Consider the following 18,332-nt stretch of genomic DNA (forward strand, 5'->3'; position numbering starts at 1 on the left):
GCAAAAAAAGAATAAAAAGTAGGTATTCTGTAGAACCAATAATAATGATATCAAAAAACTTACAGTTTAGTCACAAGGTCCTCAAGCGCAGCTTTCGGGTCCGCAGCCTTCACGATACCCGATGCCAGGAAAACTCCAACTGAACCAAGTTCAAGAGCTGCTGCAAGATCCTCTCCTTTTGAGATACGTATCCTTTGCGGTTGTAAAGGATGCATCTATGTTTGCCAGTGTAAGGCGGCATAATCTCAGTGAATAAAATAGATACTTACACCGGCTTGAAAGAAACCGAAAGGACCAGCGTTACCTATCGTGTCAGCATAGCCGGAGATGCAGATGCCACCAAGGTTAATGATGATATAGTGGAGCTGCTTTGTGGCATAGGCTGCAAACTCAGAATATGACATCATTCCCGAAATGATCATTTCCCAACTTCCATTTGCATGCTGTTCTGACAATATTCGCGGGAAGATACACAGGGGAAATATTATCAGGTACCTGCACCTATATCAGATTAGTGATATTGTGAACGGCTTATCCCAAAATCCCCAGCAATATATCCGGTTTTACAAAATCGGGATATTCTTTACCGCTGCTTTCGGATTATATCTCGGAATCCAGGGGTTATATCTAATGATCGTAGCCAATAACTTCATAACCGGCATACCCCTTTTCATTGCCGCAATACTGATAGCACCCCCACCGGTAGGCATTTCCGCTATGCTGAAGCAACAATTCAATATCGACATATCGATGGCCGCCAGAATGCTAATTGCAACTCTGCTACTGCTTATCGCATGGTTGAGCCTGCCCTGAAAAAGAAAACAGGAAAAATCAGTCAGATCTTACTTACAAGATCCTCAAGTGCGGCCCCGGGGTCTGCAGCTTTTACTATACCTGATGCCAGAAGGACACCAACTGAACCAAGTTCAAGAGCCGCTACAAGGTCTTCTCCTTTTGATATACCTGCCCCACAGAGAACCTGTACTGCAGGGTCGATACGCTTTACCGCTTCCACGGAACCAGTCACAACTTCCGGGTCCGCCTGTGATACAGGGATACCGGAACCGATCAGTTCGGGTGGTTCCACAGCAACATAATCAGGCCCAAGTGCTGCTGCTGCTGCGGAGGTTGCAACATTGTTGGTACAGACTATTGTCCTGAAGCCGACTCCTTTTGCAGCGCTGATCGATGCATCGATATTTGCCAGCGTAAGACGGCATTCGGAATGGTTGATAAGAGTTCCGATTGCGCCTGAATCCTTTACACATTGAGCGAATGCATGTCCGGTAAAACTGCCTGCACCTACCGGGTCAAGACTCTGTGAATAGACCGGCAGGTCAACCTGTGATGCTACACGATAGATATCGCAGAACTGTGGTGCAACACCAATCTCTATACCGGAATCATCTGCAACTTCTTTACATGCCTGTGCAACCTTTACGGCGCCTTCGCCTGTACCCTCAAGATATGTCTTGAGGTTCAGGACTATCAGTGTAGAACTCAATTTCGGTCACTCCAATATGAATATCAGTATATGTGTCAAGTACGTAGCACTATAGATGTAACTTCAAGTATAAATACAAAAGTGAAAAGATAAAAGAAAAAGAAAACGTGTGAAGAACACACGCTTAGAAGTCGGTCATTACCCTGAACTGGTCGATCTCAGGGTTGTTAAGGCCTTCAATGAATTTCTCTGCAACCTGCCTTACATCCTTGGCGTTGGTGATAGCTCTTCCTACCACAAGGACATCAGCACCTGCTTCAAGTGCCTGTGGCATGGTGTCGATACGTACGCCACCGGCAACTGCGACCAGTATCTTTGGCGAGAGTGCCTTGATGTCGTCTATACTTCCCCATGCGTGCGCAGTACTCTCAACATCGATACCACGGTGAAGTTCAACTACATCAGGGAGTACATCAAGCTTCTTGAGTACAGCCACAGGGTCGTCGCAGTTGAGAGTGTCCATGACAGCGTAGATACCTGTCTTGTGGGCTTCCTCGATAACTTTATTCATGGTTGCTATTGGTGCAAGAGCTGAAACGACAATTGCGTCTGCTGTTGCGTCTGCAACCATGCGTGCCTCGAGGTTTCCTGTATCAAGGGTCTTGAGGTCAGCAACTATGAATGCATCAGGACGGATCTCCCTGAGTTTTGAGATAACGTCCACACCATAGCGCTTGATAAGAGGTGTGCCTGCTTCAAGAATAACGTGATCGCTCTTTGGTATCTGCTTTACGATGTCCAGAATTACAGGAAGGTTAGGGTTATCCAGGGCAACCTGCAGATATGGCGGGTTCCAGAGTCTGGAGACCTTGAATCCCATAACAGCATGGCCCATTCTGTCCTTCTCTCTAAGTACAGTGTCAACATCCGGGAAACCATCAACTGCACGTTTTACTGCCAATTTTGCTGCTCCGTAGTTATATCTGTATATCTTATTGTAGTCCTTTGCCCCAGGATGGATGAAAACACTTGCAACAACAACTATGTCTTCAATATCCATGTCTCCGAATGCCCCTTCTTCAAGAGCATCTGCGATAGCCTTTGATACAGCAGCCTGTGCAGGACCGAATATCTGTGCAGCCTGGGCCATGTTCTTTACTGTGACCTTTGGAACGATAAGTGTTGCAGGCTTTGCCGGAAGATTTGGACGGATCACTGAAAGCAGAGGCGTGTGACCTACTGATAACTGTGTAAAACCATTTGCAAATGCCTGGCCCACAGGACCGTCTTTGTTTCCGACCATAATGTCAATGTGTGCGAGTTCTGGTTCCTCGCCAATTAATGCTTCTCCGATTAGTAACATGATTCACCTACGTATATACTATAAATATCAATTTGTTTGCAATTTGTTTAATATTAATTTGTTTGGATTCGCTTATTAGTTCTTATGCTAATATTCAGATAGGGGATTTACTATTTCTCGTGCAAAACCAGCGCTTTATATATTAGATTTATGGCAGAATCACGAGATTTGTGCTTTATATATTATATATCAATAAATAGTTTGTTGAAACTTTCGTTCTTAGTTTCAAGAGCTAAATATAATCCTGGGACAGATGGCTTAAGTTAAATAATACATTGATTTGCGAAGTTACCCCTATTTGTTTAGAAGTCTTGTATATACTATTTCGGTATTTGGAGTAGTCACGTTAAGCTCTTTTCCATAACGAATCAATGTTCCTCCAAACAGGTCACCTTCGTTTATTTCTCCTTTTAGCTCCACGTCCCGTTGGAAAGATGTTTTCGCTTCATATGGAAATCCCTTTGCTTTTGAAAGTGAAGTTTCTACAATATCGTTGTCTAAATTGATATCCAACTTTTTAGCTATTTCTTCGACCTCATTCATTATCGACTTTGTCAGTTCGCTCAATTCAGGACTGTCTAATACTTCACCCAATGTTTTTCCATAAGCAGCTGTTACTAATCCGAATGCTGCTATGAACATATATTTTGACCATATCGATATCTGGACCGGATTCTCCCAGTTAAAGTTGATCGATGAATCATTTAGCAATGATAACAATGCCCTTGGATAAAATTCAGGATACATTGGGTCTTTTCCCAACGATATTTTACAACTACCGCCTTTTTGATAAATAACCCCGGGACTTTCAATGTGAGTGCCAACATAAATACATGAAGGGAAAACGACTCCTGTATCCAGTTGACTTCTTATCTTTTCATAAATATCAACACCATTTAATAATGGAAGAATAACAGTCTCCTCATTGGATATTTTAGCAATTTCAGCAATCGCACTTTCCAGGTCATATGCCTTAACCAATAATACAATAATATCGCATATTGGTAAATCGCCAACATTATTAGTGCACAATTTCGGAGAAACGTTTATTAGTTCCTCACCTCCGGATTTTTTCAACGTCAAACCCTGTGAATTTATGGTATCCTCATGAGGACCACGTGCAACAAAGAAAATATCGTGTTTTTCACCAAATTTTTTCGTCACAAGAGCTCCAAAGTACCCTCCAACTCCTCCAACTCCAAAAAAACAGATTTTCATAAGCTTGTACCCATTGTTTTTAATATAGTTATTTACTCTTGGTTGAGCAATTTCTGGTTAAAGTAATCCGATCAATCTTAAATGATCTTGGGACAGATATCATTCATAATACATCCCCCGCATTTCGGACTTACAGGACGGCAGACGTTCTGACCGAACAACACCATCAGACCATTGATATCCTTCCAGTCCTGCTTTGAAACAACTTTTTCAAGTTCCTTTTCAGTCTCATCAGGCTCTGATGTATCGACAAGGCCCATGCGGTTGGATATCCGGTGCACGTGGGTATCTACTGCTATGACATCCTGCTCGTACCCATAACCCAGCACACAGTTGGCAGTCTTGCGTCCAACTCCGGGCAATTTGAGAAGCTCATCAATGCTGTTTGGGACCACACCGCCATAATCCTGTAAAATCATACGGGATATATCGATAATACGGTGTGATTTGACCCTGTAAAAACCTACGTTCCTGATAAGTTCCCGGACCTCATCCACATCTGCTCCTGCCAGTTCCTGAACAGTACCGAACACCTCGAAAAGATCCTGTGTAGCAGGAATAGTTACCTCATCGCGTGTGCGTTGGGACAGGACAGTTGAGATAAGAAGATAAAAAGGGTCCCGGTTCGCATGGAAATAACCGTTCGGATACAGTTCTTTAAGCCGGGAGAACACTTGTTCCACATACATCAGAAAGTGGATAGTTTACCAAGTTATAAACTGTTTTCTATAAGGAGGGATGATGACCGGGCTTCCCGGCCTGACAGCCACTGTTATTGCCATATTCAACGTGACATCCTATATGCCGGCTGAAGGAGAATAATAGGGAAATCTTACATGCACATGTGTTCCAGAGCCCTCTTCACTCTCTATCCATATCTCCCCCCTGGTGGACATCGGCGATCATCTTGCTCACGTATAATCCAAGCCCACTGCCGTCATATTTTCTTGCCATTGAGCCATCGATCTGATAAAAACGTTTAAAAACATTTGAGAATTCAGTTTTTGGAATACCTATGCCACTGTCCTTTATTATAATATGCACATGACCGTCATCCTTGAAGGCTGTGATATCCACATTGCCGCCCGGGGGGCTGAACTTGATAGAATTATCGACAAGGGACCTGAAAAGATATGGCAGGTATTCCACATCACCCATTACAAGAGGAAGGTCATTTTCAAAAGAGTTTGTCACTGAAATTTGTTTTTCCCCGGCCTTGAATGACAGATCGTCAGTTACCCTCCTCAGGCTGTCCTCTATTCTGACGGGATCGAATCGGTATTTGACATTGCCGGATTTCACGATGCTCATGTATATAAGGGAGTCCAGCAGGAAACTCAGATGATCGTATTTATCCAGCACTATGTGCATGGCATCCTTCTGTTTTTGATTAAGGGGCCCAGCACCTCATCGTGAACAAGTTCACTGTACCCTTTGATAGATATGAGCGGTGTTTTAAGTTCATGACTCAGATTCGAAATGAACTCATCCTTCATCCTGTCAAGAGATTTCAGGGCTTCGTTTGCCTTTGAAAGGTCCCGGGTGTATTTATGTATGGCCTCCTCCGCTTTTTTTCGTTCGCTTATGTCACGGGTGACACCCAGGAAGAACTGGAATTCCCCATCATTGCTAAAAACAGCTCTAGCTACTGCTTCAGTCCAGACAACATGGCCATTCCTGTGAAATTGCCCTATTTCTAGTACTTCTGAGTGGTTCTGCATCTCACCAGGTTGCATATCTGCAAAAAAAGAATTAACAGCTGATTCTATCTTCATGATACTGTCAGGAGTGAAGGCCTCCCCAAAGACCTGATTTCGTGCTTCTTCAGGAGTATAGCCCCTGAGCTTCATAACTGAAGGACTTATATAAAGAAACCTGCAATGCTTATCCATTGTCCAGATGACATCGTTGGCATTCTCCGCAAGCAGGCGGAATTTCTCTTCACTTTTCTTAAGATTTCTTTCCGCCAGTTTTCTTTCGGTTATATCACGCCCGTTACTAAGAATGGCAGTTTCCTTATTATAATCTATGAGTTTGACATTTATTTCCACAGGCACCCGGGAACTATCTTTCCTGACATAGATAGTTTCAAACATATCCTGTCCTTTTTCCATAAGTCTGGCAGCGTTTTCCATGCACTTGTCCCGGAGTTCCGGCGTAATGAGATCACTCCCGGACATCAGAAGGATTTCCTCACGGCTATACCCCAGCATTTTGCAGGCTGCATGGTTCGCTTCCAGGATAATACCATCGGAATTCAGTATCATGACAGAGTCTACCGAGTTCTCGAAAAGTGCCCTGAATTTTTCTTCAGATTCCTTAATCTTTTGCCCGGTATTCCTTTGCTCTGTGATATCCGAACCCGAGCCCAGAACTGTTGTGATCTTGCCGGAGGAGTCTTTCATGCATGAATTTTGCCATGATATCAGCTTTTTACTGCCGCTCCTGGTGAGAATGTAGCTCTCGGAATACTCAACTGACTCCGGACCATCTTCTAATATTCTGTTGAAATAACATAACATATCCTGTCTGTGTTCAGGCAGGATGATCTTACTGAACCAGTTTGAACCGATCAACTCGCTCCCGGCATACCCCAGAACCTCACAACATTTCGCATTGGCAAGGACTACAGTACCGTGGACATCCAGTGCAACGATCATGGAGCCGGCGACCTCAAGATACTTCTTTGCACGCTCACTTTCGGCGATCAGTTTGTCATGTAACTTTTTGCTTTTTAAAAGATTCCTCACACGAGTGATCAACTCTACCCTGTCAATGGGCTTTGCGAGGAAATCATCGGCTCCTGCCCTGATGCCCTCCAGACGATCATCTCTTGAGGAAAGTGCTGTTACAATTATCACAATGAAGCATGTCTCTTTTGATGATTTTATATGTCTGCAGGTTTCATAGCCATTTATGCCCGGCATCATAACATCGAGGATTATTAGATCAGGTTTTTCCTGAGCAAGGACCTTAAGGGCTTCCTCACCACTGAAAGCAGTCACTATGTCATATTCGTTGACCAGCTGGGCTTCCACTAACCGGACATTAACGGGATCATCATCTACAACCAGGATTCTTGACCTGTACTGTTCAAGCATATGTAAAAACCAATTCCATTTTTCTAAAGAGGAGGATTCACACAATAATTAACTAACAAACATAATAAGTTAATTATATAATCAATATTTTATAAATACGCACATACTTCAACTTAGATGTTATAAAATATGTACAGTTTGGTATTCATATAAATTTATGTATAAATATACATGTTTAGAAACACATAATGTTTAATTTTTTATGTGCACAGGATTAACGCGAATGGCTCTGTTAACGATAATTCTTAGATAAGTTTATATACCCAAAAATTGATATTGATATAAATATATATTATAATTGTTAAGATATTGGGCTGAGTAAAAATGACATCATTCGAACTAGACCAAAAAACGCTGATAAAGAACTCTGTATTGATACCAATAGCATTTGTAGCGGGAACACTTATCGCAATCGCCGCATACACATATTTACCCCCGACAACTGCTCTCATATCAGTATTCAGCAGCGCTCTCATAGTAGCACTCCTGACATACGCCCTGTTGAAGGCAAGATCGAAGTAAAAGCCTGAGATCCAATGATGCGATACTTTTATAGCCTTGCATATGTATTTATCTCTATTTCTGGGCTCGTGGTCTAGCTGGTCATGACGTCGCCTTCACACGGCGGAGGTCCGGAGTTCGAATCTCCGCGGGCCCACTAACCGTATTAACATCATTTAACTGAACCTTTAGTAAAAAATCAGTTGCTTCCCAGAGCAGTAGCTGTGAAATAATCAAAGCCCATTTAAAAAATATTACTAGCATAATTAATCACTTTCAGACCAAGTATTTCTACAGATCGAACCTTTTCTCACGATTCAAAGCAAAAACAAATTTAATTTAGTGAGAATAAAATAAAAGAGAAAGAAGAATAAAAAAATTTTGTATAACTTGCTTATATTCTAGTATACTGCCTGTATTATATCAACTCAAATATGCCTATAAGCACACTTATTCAATTTTATCAAAATCATATTTTGAATGATCATCTAATTTGCCATCATTTACAATATTTTTAATATGATTTATTTCTTCAATTTTTGCAGCGAATTTTGAATTTATCTCATATTTAAATTCATCTTCACATTGAGTCAATACCTTTTTTCTATCATTGGTCAATTGCTCTATTCGAACATCACAAAACGATAGAATATCTTTCTTCTGATTCAGATTCTCTAATGCCATTTAAATTTCTTCCTATCTTACAGCATGTCGCAAATTAATTCAATATGCACATAAGGTATGAAACAAAAAAGTTCATAATTACATTCACAAATCATGCATCTGCATGTTTAGTTTACCTTTCAATCCAAGGCAATATACAGATACGACTCTTTGTATTATGCTTTATGTTTATCCATTATGCATGTATGCATTGCACCTAGGATACTCTTTTAATTGTTTCACTTGAACCCCATGTGAATCAGATAATATGTCTGCTCCCTACCCATCTGTACAGGCCCCTGGGACTCTGGTCAGACTTTGAATATGTAATTACATATTTCTATATAAGCTAAACTGGTCTTAAATTAAAAAGCTTGCTTAAAATGTATTAACATTAAATTTTAAACATGCCACCTTTGCTTAGAGGAATCCCTACAGGACGAAAATCTGTCAGCATATATGTGATTTCTACAGAGCCATCAATGAGTATAATCAATTAATTGTATCGAATCACCGATTTTCTTTTCAATTGCTGATTTCATCTGTTCAGCATGCGGGCAGGCAAAGCCTATAGGATTACCTTTTGTGATGCAGGAAGCAAGAACGATTGTATCTGCCCCTCTTTTGACCATTTCAGCAGCCCTCTGAACTGCTTTTTTACCGGGACAACCACCACATGAAACAACACCGATCACTTCAATTTCATCCTCAACACCCTCGAATGCAAGTTTTTTCTCCTTCATTACTTTAAAATCCGTTGTTGCAGGACATATGTCTTCTGTTTGCATACACCTGATCAATCCGACTTTCATGATTCTGCCTCCTTTACATCTCCAAATATGCTTTCTGCAAGCAAAACTGAAATGTCCTTCATATTCAACTCTTCATCCTTTGACTTACAAACACCGCCTATGTGATGCATGCAGAAAGGACAATACGATATCATCATATCGGCCTTCTTTTTATAGTCCTGAACCGACAACATAGCAACATCAGAAGATATTTCCGGGAAGTTGGGTTTAAACCCGGCAGGACCTCCGCAGCACACATGTTTACCGTCAAAGAGCTCTTTAACTTCAACACCCATACTTTCAAGAATACTGCGTGGGACATCCTTTGATTTTCTCAGTGGACAGGCGTCTCTTACTGAAACGGTGTAATCGAGCTTTCCGGGTTTGAGAGTGCCGTCAGCGATCATATCCCTGAACAAGTTAAGGGAATGCTCTACCTCGAAGTTCAGTTCCCTATAGAGTTTAGGGTAATCCTGACCCAGAACCAGGTAGCAACCCGGGCATGAGGCTATAACCTTCTTCACTCCCAGGGATTCAATATAGTCTACGAAACCTTTTGCATGAGATGCTGCCTCCTCAAGATGACCGTTGTCTATGAGAAAAAGACCGCAGCATTTCTCTTCCTTCAGAAGCATTGGCTTAATACCGGCATGGTTGAGCAGACGAATAGTGGACCTGGCTATGTCCGGCTGGCTGTGCGCAATCCAGCAGCCTGTCATGTAGGCTATATCAGAATTTTCGGCGATCTCAAGATCGTCAGTCACCCAGTCAAACCTCGTTGAAGGGTCCATGCTTCCGGGACTGTTACGCTCGATAATGTTCATTGAGATGGCAGTGGTTTTGGCAGGCTCCCTGCCCTGCTGTGCTAACAGCTCCCTTTCATATTGGATAATATCAGTTATGGGTATGTCCACAGGACATACATCATCACATGCTCCACACCGTGTGGAAAGGTAAATATTATCCATCTCATCCTGTGTGAGTTCCTCACCTGCGATTATCTTTGCAAGCGATTCGATCTTTCCTTGCGGAGTAAAGCGATTACCTTCAGTAACCATGTTGGCAGGGCATACATCCCAGCATTTCTTACAATCAATACATGAACTTATTTCTTTCTGGAAACGATGCATATAAAAACCTCACTTTTTCTGTGAACATAAAGTGAACAATCTACTTTGTAGTTTTTATGCGTTGAACCTATTTCAAAACTTATGATCTGCTATTTTCCAGCACACCAGAGAACTCTTCAAAACCCATCATTTTTCCATAAAGTAATTGCATGGAAGTACACAGGCTTTTGAATCGGGTTTACCATATCAGCCAAAGGTTAGAATCTTATCCGATTCCTCTACTAATACCAATAAGTCCATCATAGTTGAAATCGGACAAACATCGGACCCTTCTTTCTGTCTTGATTCCAGGCAGGTCCCGCAAGCGAGTATCTCTCCTTTATCCTCAACAAATGAATCGATCTGTTCTTTTACATTGTATTTTTCATCTTTGATCCCCTCTGCTTCAACTCCCTTATTCAGCAAAAAAATCTTTACTTCATGTTCCGCTTTCAGTGACGTAACTCCAAATCTGAAAGCGTTCCAGACAATTTCCGGTTCATTCGTACTTATAACAATACCAAGTTTCATTTAATCACCACTCTTTACTCAGGACAATTCCATAATGATATGGTTTTAAATCATATTTATCCGGATTGCTGAACCCTGAAGAAATAGCCCATTCAATACATTTTTCCGGTGTAGGCCGGATTTCCATTGGTGGCCCTCTCGGAGTTGCCGGATCGTAGTTCCAGTGAATGATCACTACATTTCCATTTGGTCTTAGAATCCTGTTAGCTTCTCTGAGCAACTTTTCCGGTCCCTCCAGGTGCAAAATGTTAGCGAGGAGGACATAATCCACACTTTCATCTTCAAGACCGCTGCCTTCTGATATGAAATCACGGAGTACGGTTTCAACATTGTTTAGATTTTCCGCCTTTGCCTTTTGTTCTGTGATCTCTATCATTTCCGGCTCTATGTCGATAGCGCAGACCTTTCCGCTTATTATCTTTGCAACAGGGATTGTAAAAGTTCCATACCCGCTACCAAAATCTGCTACATCTGCAGCCTTATCATTCAAACTCAGCATTTTAAGGATTTTATTCGGTTCAAAAAACCCTTTCCATACATCTTCATCAGGCATTCCGCTTTCTCTGACTTTCATTTTTTAATCCGGGATTTGCTGATAAGGTATTTTCCTGGTATTCAAATCTCTTTGAAAACCTTTGCAAGTGACTCGCCTTTAACATGGATGGAGAACTGGTAAAGATATCCAAAAGGCACTGAATAAACGTTTATTCCTTTGTTTTTCAGTTTTTCTTCAATCGATACGATAACTTCCATTGCAAATTCAGGCGATGATTTACTTGAAGACAGATGGGCAAATGAATGCAAGACGATCTTGTTCTTATTTACTTTATTCAGATACCACTTGATGTTTCCCACTGCACTTTTTATTACCTTGCTCATTCTTTCTTCATCCTCTGCTTCAGCATGGATGAAAACAACGGCAGTATCCTCTATTCTTTCTTCGATTTCTACATCCCCCACGGTTTCAATCGTTTTACAGTGTGTGTCAAACCAAAAATACTCAACATCGAATAGTAACAACTTCATGTATCCCATTCCTTATAAAAAATCAATATTCAATTTTACAAACTTATACGATATTAGTTTTATCCAACCAAGCATTTATGCTCAAATTCGGGAAGCATCCGAGTTGTGAAGTGACTAAAAAGACAAAGGAGATATTAGTATCCCTTCAATAAAGGATTCTTTAATCAAACAGACAATTTTACATCTTCACCAAAAGCTACAAAGTTGCTAAAATCCCTTGCATGGCTTTTGTAATCGGTATAGTACCATGCACCGTTCTCATAGACTTTTCCATCAACTACTATATCGTAATAATTTATCTGGCCCTTATCATCTTCTGTATGATGGTCATTCTCTTTTAAATATTCCATATTCAAAAAATCACGATTGAAATATTTGATCCCATCGATCATTACAAAATCATTTGTTTTTCCAAGTTGTGCGCTATCCCATTTAATTTCCCATTTTAGTCTTACCATGATATCAGTCCCTGAGTTGTTTATACAAATGCCCATTAGTAAATTGATCAAATGTGCATACGTACAATATGTACGTACAGCTATTGACTACTTATTTAGAAATTAATATAGCATTAACTGTAATATCATATCAACACTATTGATAAAAACAAAGGGAAACTATAATGTCAAACCATTATTTGCGATTTTAGAGGGAGATTAGATACGTTTAATGTTAATTCTGATCCGCAAAAGACTTAACATGCATAAAATACCAATGCTTTTTGATAAAATGCACTGTTTCAAAAGCCTTGAAAATCTCAAAAGCGCATATATTGAGCGTATCCATCAGGTATCAGATGAAAGGAGATCCGGGAAGAAATCAGTTGGTACCTTTTGTCTTTTCGTACCTGACGAGATAATCTTTGCTGCAGGTGCTGACCGCATGATACTATGCGGGGGAAAGAACGACACTATATCCATTGCGGAACAATATTTACCAAGGAACATCTGCCCCCTGGTGAAATCCTCATTTGGATCAATTGTCAACGATGGCTGTTCAGGTGTAAAATCCTGTTCTCACTTCAGTATGGTAGATATGATCGTAGCCGAGAACACCTGTGATAGCAAAAAAAAGATGTATGAACTGCTGGATAACTATGTTCCGACCTACGTAATTGATCTCCCTCAAAGGCCTGACACCCCTGAAGCTCTGAAATACTTTGTAACTGAGCTCGATAAGTTCAGGGATGCCATGGAACAGCTTACAGGCAACAAGGTAACTAACGAACGATTACGACAGGAGATCATATCCTCCAACGAGACCAGAAAGCTTCTACACAGCCTCTATGAACTACGAAAGAGAGATCCAAGTCCTATAAGCGGAGTCGATATGCTGAAAATCCTTCAGAAGCAGTATTTCCTGTCACCCGGCGAATTAAAGGAACACCTTCGGATGCTTATCAGTGAAGTGGAGAGCGTTGAACCTGAAGGTGCACACAGGCCCAGGATAATGATCTCCGGTTGTCCAATGCCAGGCGGTAACACGAAAGTACCTGAGATCATAGAGGACAAAGGTGGTGTGATCGTTGTAGAGGAAAGCTGTACCGGCACGAGGTCGTTCTGGGACATGGTAGATGAAGACAAGGAACCTATGCTCGCACTGGCCGAAAGATACATAGAAATACCCTGCTCCTGTATGAGTCCTAACGACAGACGTATAGATAACATTCTGGAACTTGCTAGAGACTTTAAAGTCGATGGAGTTGTTTACTATACCCTGCAGTTCTGCCATGGATACAACATCGAGAAATATAAGGTCCAGCAGGCCCTGAAAAAGGCCGGAATACCTATGCTTTTTGTTGAGACGGATTATAGTAACTCGGATGTTGAACAGATCGGGCTCCGGGTGGATGCATTCATGGAGATGCTTTCATGATCTCAGTTGGATTGGATGCCGGTTCTGCCACAACAAAGGCAGTCCTGATCAAAGATGGCAGGAAAATCACTCAGACCATACGCCCAACAGCATTCGATTTCATATCAGCTGCTGAGATTGCATATCAGGAAGTTCTCGACCATGCAGGCATCGGCAAGAAAGATGTTGACCATGTATATGCAACAGGCTATGGAAGAAATAGTATACAGTTTGCAGACAAGGCCATCAGCGAGATTACTACCCATGCTAAGGGCGTATATCACCTGTACCCGGAAGTTAACGGGATAATCGACATTGGTGGGCAGGACAGCAAAGTAATTTCGGTAAATGACGGCAAGGTAACTGATTTTTTAATGAATGACAAGTGTGCAGCTGGCACAGGCAAGTTTTTAGAATACACTGCACGTGCTCTTGAAGTTCCGATAGATGACCTGGGAAGTCTGGCGTTTGACTCTGAAACACCTGCGAGTATAACAAGTATGTGCACTGTTTTTGCAGAATCCGAGGTTATATCGCTTCGTACGAGAGGGTTTACGAAGCAGGATATAGCAGCCGGGATCATTGAGAGTATTGCCCGCAGAGTTGCTGTCATGGCCCGACAATTAGAGCTAAAACAAAATGTGGCCTTCGTTGGAGGCGTGGCAAAGAATACCGCCATTAAATCTGCGCTGGAAAAAGAACTGGGAATATCACTTTACGTACCTGCTGAACCGCAGATAACGGGAGCATTGGGGGCTGCATTGTATAACAGCAACTAAAGCCAGTGCACTAAAATAAGTTTAACGGTAAAAACAGGAACACTTTATTTTCATAAAGCGCAGCAAGTCTTTAGCCTGAAATCAGTTGTATTCCGCTTATTATAATCTTATTCCGTAGTCACTCCGTCGAATTCCGCCTCATTGGCTTCAGCTTCCTCCTTGGTGGCACGCACGATGCCATCCTTGTGGTGTGCCGGCGAATAGATCGTATAGAGTTTCAGTTCTTCGGTTTCCGAGGTATTGATGACATTGTGCTGTGCGCCTGCCGGCACTACCACTGCAACCCCGTCACTTACTTTATACTCGTTGCCGTCTATTATGCACTTTCCCTGTCCACTTTCAAAGCGGAAGAACTGGTCATTTTCCTCATGCACTTCCATCCCGATCTCTTCCCGGGGCCTGAGACTCATAAGTACCAGTTGGCTGTGCTTTGAAGTGTAGAGAACTTTGCGGAAATTATCATTTTCCAGAGTTGCGTCTTCGATATTGATAGAGAATCCTTTCATAATCATAAATTGAGAGCTAATTGTATATAAAATCATTCACAACCAAAATTAATATTTACTAAATAATTAATTAAATTATTACATAGATATAGGCAAGGCTTTTTATGATTCAAGACAAAGCAGGAAGCATAAGCTCTAAAATGAAAAAAAGAGGAATAATCATTTATTTTATTCAACGTATCGACATTTAGCTTCCCGAAGTACATTGACCGCTGCTTCGAAACCTTCCCAGCCAAAGATCACCACGTGCTTGTTCTCTAAATTCTTGTAAGTTTCAAAGAAATGAGTTATTTCCTTCAATAGATGAGGAGGCACCTGCTCAATTGTTAATATATGATTCCATAAAGGATCAGTCTCCGGAACACAGAGTATCTTTTCATCCCTTCCCTTATCATCCTTCATGTCAAACAATGCAACAGGGTGTACATCTATTATACATCCCGGAAATGTAGGCTCCCATGTTAAAACAAGGGCATCCAGAGGATCCCCGTCAAGTGCCAGAGTATTGGGAAAAAACCCATACTCACAGGGATATACCATTGAAGAGAAAAGCATTCTGTCGAATTTGACCATTTTCTTCTCTTTATCGTACTCGTATTTGTTACGACTTCCTTGCGGAATTTCGATAAGCACACTCTCAACCTGACGTTCAGTCATACCAACACTCCCTAATTATTAACTAACTAACAGCTTGTAACGATTGCAACTATTATGAATCCTGAAAGGTTACATCATATTACAATATTACCTATGATATTACAATATGATCCCATATACCTAATTTTTTGATATACAAAAAATAAGATACGCGGAAAAAAAGCATTTGAAATCCGTTACCAGGTTTGGCAAAGCACTACTGGACATCTCAGGTGGCAATCACTGCATCATGCCGCACAAATTCACTTACTTCAAAATATCTCCCATTAGACATATAAAAACGTTCAAATATTAAGGACTCTCATTCTTGTAGGGAGTAGGTAGTGGAAAGTAGCTTGGCTTACAGATTAACACCAGCCAGATCAGGGGATATGAAAGCAGGGCTTATTCTGATGTGAATAGAATGCCACATAACATTGTGTCCGAAACAATATCATAGCGCATATCCTGAACCTACTTAGTATGTGCCTTTATTCCTTCAGCGCGATTAAGATCAGATAATTGCTCGTGAATATCATAGAAGAGGACCATATCATGAATAAAAGGAGAGTAGATGAAAATAGTAAAAACGAGCAACTTGAACAGTTTAACGAAGACAAAGAGCGAGAGTTACTCACAACCAACCAGGGACTCAGGGTTGATGATACCGACATATCGCTGAAGGCAGGAGAGAGGGGACCAACACTGCTCGAAGACTTTCACTTCAGGGAGAAGCTAACCCATTTTGACCATGAACGGATACCTGAAAGAGTTGTCCATGCAAGAGGATCGGGAGCACACGGGTATTTTCAGGTATATGAACCCCTCACAGAGTACACTTTCGCGAAATTCCTGCAGGATCCGGAAAAGAAGACGCCCGTGTTCGTCAGGTTCTCTACAGTCGTTGGTTTCAGAGGCTCGGCTGATACTGTGCGGGATGTGCGGGGCTTTGCAACTAAATTCTATACCGAAGAGGGCAATTATGACATCGTGGGTAACAACATCCCAGTCTTTTTCATCCAGGATGCCATGAAGTTCCCGGATCTTGTCCACGCCATCAAACCTGAGCAGGACAACCAGATACCCCAGGCTTCAGCAGCTCACGACACATTTTGGGATTTCGTGGCGCAACATCCGGAGAATGCACACATGATAATGTGGCTGCTCTCTGACCGCGGCATCCCCCGAAGCTACAGGATGATGCAGGGATTCGGCGTCAATACTTTCCGCTTCGTAAATGCTGAAGGAAAGGGCAGATTCATAAAGTTCCACTGGAGGCCGATACTCGGCATTCACTCTCTTGTATGGGATGAAGCACAGAAACTGGCCGGAAAGGATTCCGACTTTAACAGACGCGATCTGTGGGAAGCTATCGAGACGGGGAACTATCCCGAATTTGAGATGGGAGTGCAGCTGATAGAGGAAGAGGATGAACTGAACTTTGATTTCGATATTCTGGACCCGACAAAGATATGGCCAGAAGAGGAAGTACCTGTCAAATGGATCGGTAAGATGACACTTAACCGCAACCCTGACAATTTCTTCGCAGAAACTGAACAGGTGGCTTTCTGCCCAGCAAACATAGTTCCGGGCATTGACTTCTCAAACGATCCCCTACTGCAGGGAAGGCTGTTCTCCTATCTGGACACACAGTTGATACGCCTCGGAGGTCCCAACTTCCAGGAGATACCTATCAACCGGCCTCTTGCACCTGTAAGTAACAACCAGAGAGAAGGCTACAACCGCATGACCATCAACAAGGGAAAGGGAAGTTATTTCCCCAATACTGTCGCCAAAGGTTTGCCAAGACCCGCGTCTTCAGAGGAAGGAGGCTACGTTCACTATATGGAAAAAGTGGAAGGCAGGAAGATTCGTGCAAGAAGTGAGAAGTTCAAGGACTTCTACAGCCAGGCAAAGCTTTTCTGGAACAGCATGTCAGAGCCCGAAAAGATGCACATCGTAAAGGCATTCCATTTCGAGATAGGAAAGGTCAAGGACCGCAGCATCCGGCAGGGTATCGTAGATATGTTCAATAATGTGGATGGGGACCTCGCTATCGAGATTGCAAAGGGTGTGGGTGCGGATGCACCTAAAACAAAGGGTGGATCCCCGGTGACAAAGAAATCCAGGAACGTCAGCCAGGAGCTTAGCGAGCATACGCGCAAGGACACTGTGATGACAAGGAAGATAGCCATTCTTGCTGCTACCGGGTACAACCACAGCGAAGTTGAGAGTGTCAAAAAGGCATTGATTGATGCCGGAGCACAGACTGAGATCATCTCTAAGTTCAGAGGTATGCTTAAAAGCTCGCAAGGAAAGGAAATGGAAGTAGATAAAAACTATGAAGCTGCTGAGTCTGTGATGTACGACGCTATATACATCCCGGGAGGTCAGGAAAGTATTAGCAGCCTGAAGATGCATGGAGATGCCGTTCACTTCATCAATGAAGCTTTCAGGCATTGCAAACCCATTGGAGCAACAGGTGACGGCGTAGACCTGCTTGCTTCCTCCGATGTCACCGGAGTTGAATTTGCAGGTGACGGAACTGATGTTGTGTCAGATAAAGGCATTGTGACAGTACGCGACCCCATGGACGGCGGGTTCAATGAATCCTTCATTGCCGCTATAGCACAGCACCGGCACTGGGACCGGGAGAGTAAGATGCAGGTTCCGGCATGAGTATACGAGAGGAGGATCAACCCCTCTTATTTATTTATTAAGCCATTACTGCATTCACAACTCCTGCATTGATCCGTGCATAAAAAAATGTAATTCGTTTTTGCCAATCTTCATAAAGATTTGTTTCAGGA

At 42.1% G+C, this 18,332-nt stretch carries 21 protein-coding genes, 1 tRNA gene and 1 pseudogene; 7 read left to right on the plus strand and 16 right to left on the minus strand.

Features of this window, described 5'->3' with window-relative positions:
* Positions 1–59: 59 nt before the first annotated feature.
* Positions 60–185, minus strand: a pseudogene (locus tag CUN85_RS05435) (triose-phosphate isomerase); the annotation flags it as partial.
* Between the two features lie 63 nt (positions 186–248).
* On the opposite strand from CUN85_RS05435, the gene CUN85_RS12955 reads away from it, so the two are divergent.
* Both CUN85_RS12955 and CUN85_RS13300 read left to right on the plus strand, forming a co-directional pair.
* The gene (locus CUN85_RS12955) at positions 249–401 is read left to right on the plus strand and encodes a hypothetical protein (protein WP_167848798.1); all 153 of its coding nucleotides are present in this window, start codon (positions 249–251) and stop codon (positions 399–401) included.
* Positions 402–630: 229 nt separating this feature from the next.
* On the plus strand, positions 631–813 hold the full coding sequence (locus CUN85_RS13300; RefSeq protein WP_235856207.1) for a hypothetical protein: 183 nt from the start codon (positions 631–633) through the stop codon (positions 811–813).
* A gap of 22 nt (positions 814–835) precedes the next feature.
* Here the strand turns inward: CUN85_RS13300 and tpiA are convergent, their stop codons facing one another.
* The 6 genes from tpiA to CUN85_RS05470 form a co-directional block, all read right to left on the minus strand.
* Positions 836–1,504: a triose-phosphate isomerase gene (tpiA, locus tag CUN85_RS05445; RefSeq protein WP_135389316.1), complete on the minus strand. Its 669-nt coding sequence runs from the start codon at positions 1,502–1,504 to the stop codon at positions 836–838.
* Between the two features lie 124 nt (positions 1,505–1,628).
* Positions 1,629–2,807 carry a bifunctional 5,6,7,8-tetrahydromethanopterin hydro-lyase/3-hexulose-6-phosphate synthase gene (locus CUN85_RS05450; protein ID WP_135389317.1) on the minus strand — a complete coding sequence of 393 codons (1,179 nt, stop codon included), beginning with the start codon at positions 2,805–2,807 and terminating at the stop codon, positions 1,629–1,631.
* A gap of 294 nt (positions 2,808–3,101) precedes the next feature.
* Positions 3,102–4,025, minus strand: coding sequence for a ketopantoate reductase family protein (locus tag CUN85_RS05455; protein WP_135389318.1), 924 nt, complete (start codon positions 4,023–4,025; stop codon positions 3,102–3,104).
* Between the two features lie 77 nt (positions 4,026–4,102).
* On the minus strand, positions 4,103–4,714 hold the full coding sequence (locus CUN85_RS05460) for an endonuclease III domain-containing protein (protein WP_135389319.1): 612 nt from the start codon (positions 4,712–4,714) through the stop codon (positions 4,103–4,105).
* A 172-nt stretch (positions 4,715–4,886) separates the two neighbouring features.
* On the minus strand, positions 4,887–5,396 hold the full coding sequence (locus tag CUN85_RS05465) for a sensor histidine kinase (protein ID WP_135389320.1): 510 nt from the start codon (positions 5,394–5,396) through the stop codon (positions 4,887–4,889).
* Entirely contained in the window at positions 5,387–7,126 is a 1,740-nt protein-coding gene (locus tag CUN85_RS05470) for a PAS domain S-box protein (protein ID WP_135389321.1), read from the minus strand. Before CUN85_RS05470 ends, CUN85_RS05465 begins: the two co-directional genes overlap by 10 nt.
* A gap of 324 nt (positions 7,127–7,450) precedes the next feature.
* Between CUN85_RS05470 and CUN85_RS05475 the strand changes: the two genes are divergently transcribed.
* Both CUN85_RS05475 and CUN85_RS05480 read left to right on the plus strand, forming a co-directional pair.
* Positions 7,451–7,648 carry a hypothetical protein gene (locus tag CUN85_RS05475; RefSeq protein WP_135389322.1) on the plus strand — a complete coding sequence of 66 codons (198 nt, stop codon included), beginning with the start codon at positions 7,451–7,453 and terminating at the stop codon, positions 7,646–7,648.
* A 62-nt stretch (positions 7,649–7,710) separates the two neighbouring features.
* Positions 7,711–7,784: transfer RNA gene (locus CUN85_RS05480), tRNA-Val, on the plus strand.
* 293 nt (positions 7,785–8,077) lie between these two features.
* Here the strand turns inward: CUN85_RS05480 and CUN85_RS05485 are convergent.
* From CUN85_RS05485 to CUN85_RS05515, 7 genes are all read right to left on the minus strand, one after another.
* Positions 8,078–8,311 carry a hypothetical protein gene (locus CUN85_RS05485; protein ID WP_135389323.1) on the minus strand — a complete coding sequence of 78 codons (234 nt, stop codon included), beginning with the start codon at positions 8,309–8,311 and terminating at the stop codon, positions 8,078–8,080.
* Positions 8,312–8,769: 458 nt separating this feature from the next.
* Positions 8,770–9,102 carry a CGGC domain-containing protein gene (locus CUN85_RS05490; protein ID WP_135389324.1) on the minus strand — a complete coding sequence of 111 codons (333 nt, stop codon included), beginning with the start codon at positions 9,100–9,102 and terminating at the stop codon, positions 8,770–8,772.
* Positions 9,099–10,211 (minus strand): (Fe-S)-binding protein, encoded by a 1,113-nt coding sequence (locus tag CUN85_RS05495; protein ID WP_135389325.1) that lies wholly within the window; start codon positions 10,209–10,211, stop codon positions 9,099–9,101. Before CUN85_RS05495 ends, CUN85_RS05490 begins: the two co-directional genes overlap by 4 nt.
* 186 nt (positions 10,212–10,397) lie before the next feature.
* Entirely contained in the window at positions 10,398–10,721 is a 324-nt protein-coding gene (locus tag CUN85_RS05500) for a DsrE family protein (RefSeq protein WP_135389326.1), read from the minus strand.
* Between the two features lie 4 nt (positions 10,722–10,725).
* Positions 10,726–11,295: a class I SAM-dependent methyltransferase gene (locus CUN85_RS05505; protein WP_135389327.1), complete on the minus strand. Its 570-nt coding sequence runs from the start codon at positions 11,293–11,295 to the stop codon at positions 10,726–10,728.
* Positions 11,296–11,336: 41 nt separating this feature from the next.
* A complete protein-coding gene (locus tag CUN85_RS05510; RefSeq protein ID WP_235856209.1) occupies positions 11,337–11,756 on the minus strand; it encodes a threonyl-tRNA synthetase editing domain-containing protein in 420 nt (139 codons plus the stop codon).
* 155 nt (positions 11,757–11,911) lie between these two features.
* On the minus strand, positions 11,912–12,205 hold the full coding sequence (locus CUN85_RS05515; protein WP_135389328.1) for a DUF427 domain-containing protein: 294 nt from the start codon (positions 12,203–12,205) through the stop codon (positions 11,912–11,914).
* A 211-nt stretch (positions 12,206–12,416) separates the two neighbouring features.
* Here CUN85_RS05515 and CUN85_RS05520 point away from each other — a divergent pair, with 211 nt between their 5' ends.
* On the plus strand, positions 12,417–13,622 hold the full coding sequence (locus CUN85_RS05520) for a double-cubane-cluster-containing anaerobic reductase (RefSeq protein ID WP_235856210.1): 1,206 nt from the start codon (positions 12,417–12,419) through the stop codon (positions 13,620–13,622).
* Complete coding sequence (locus tag CUN85_RS05525; RefSeq protein ID WP_135389329.1) at positions 13,619–14,380, plus strand: acyl-CoA dehydratase activase; 762 nt, start codon at positions 13,619–13,621, stop codon at positions 14,378–14,380. The genes CUN85_RS05520 and CUN85_RS05525 overlap by 4 nt, the downstream gene beginning before the upstream one ends.
* Positions 14,381–14,487: 107 nt before the next feature.
* On the opposite strand, the gene CUN85_RS05530 is transcribed toward CUN85_RS05525, so the two are convergent.
* Together CUN85_RS05530 and CUN85_RS05535 are read right to left on the minus strand one after the other, a co-directional pair.
* The gene (locus CUN85_RS05530; protein ID WP_135389330.1) at positions 14,488–14,886 is read right to left on the minus strand and encodes a cupin domain-containing protein; all 399 of its coding nucleotides are present in this window, start codon (positions 14,884–14,886) and stop codon (positions 14,488–14,490) included.
* 168 nt (positions 14,887–15,054) lie between these two features.
* On the minus strand, positions 15,055–15,543 hold the full coding sequence (locus CUN85_RS05535) for an inorganic diphosphatase (protein WP_135389331.1): 489 nt from the start codon (positions 15,541–15,543) through the stop codon (positions 15,055–15,057).
* 534 nt (positions 15,544–16,077) lie between these two features.
* Here CUN85_RS05535 and CUN85_RS05540 point away from each other — a divergent pair.
* Entirely contained in the window at positions 16,078–18,201 is a 2,124-nt protein-coding gene (locus tag CUN85_RS05540) for a catalase (protein WP_135389332.1), read from the plus strand.
* Positions 18,202–18,332 lie beyond the last annotated feature (131 nt).

This window comes from Methanolobus halotolerans, assembly GCF_004745425.1.
Classification (GTDB): domain Archaea; phylum Halobacteriota; class Methanosarcinia; order Methanosarcinales; family Methanosarcinaceae; genus Methanolobus; species Methanolobus halotolerans.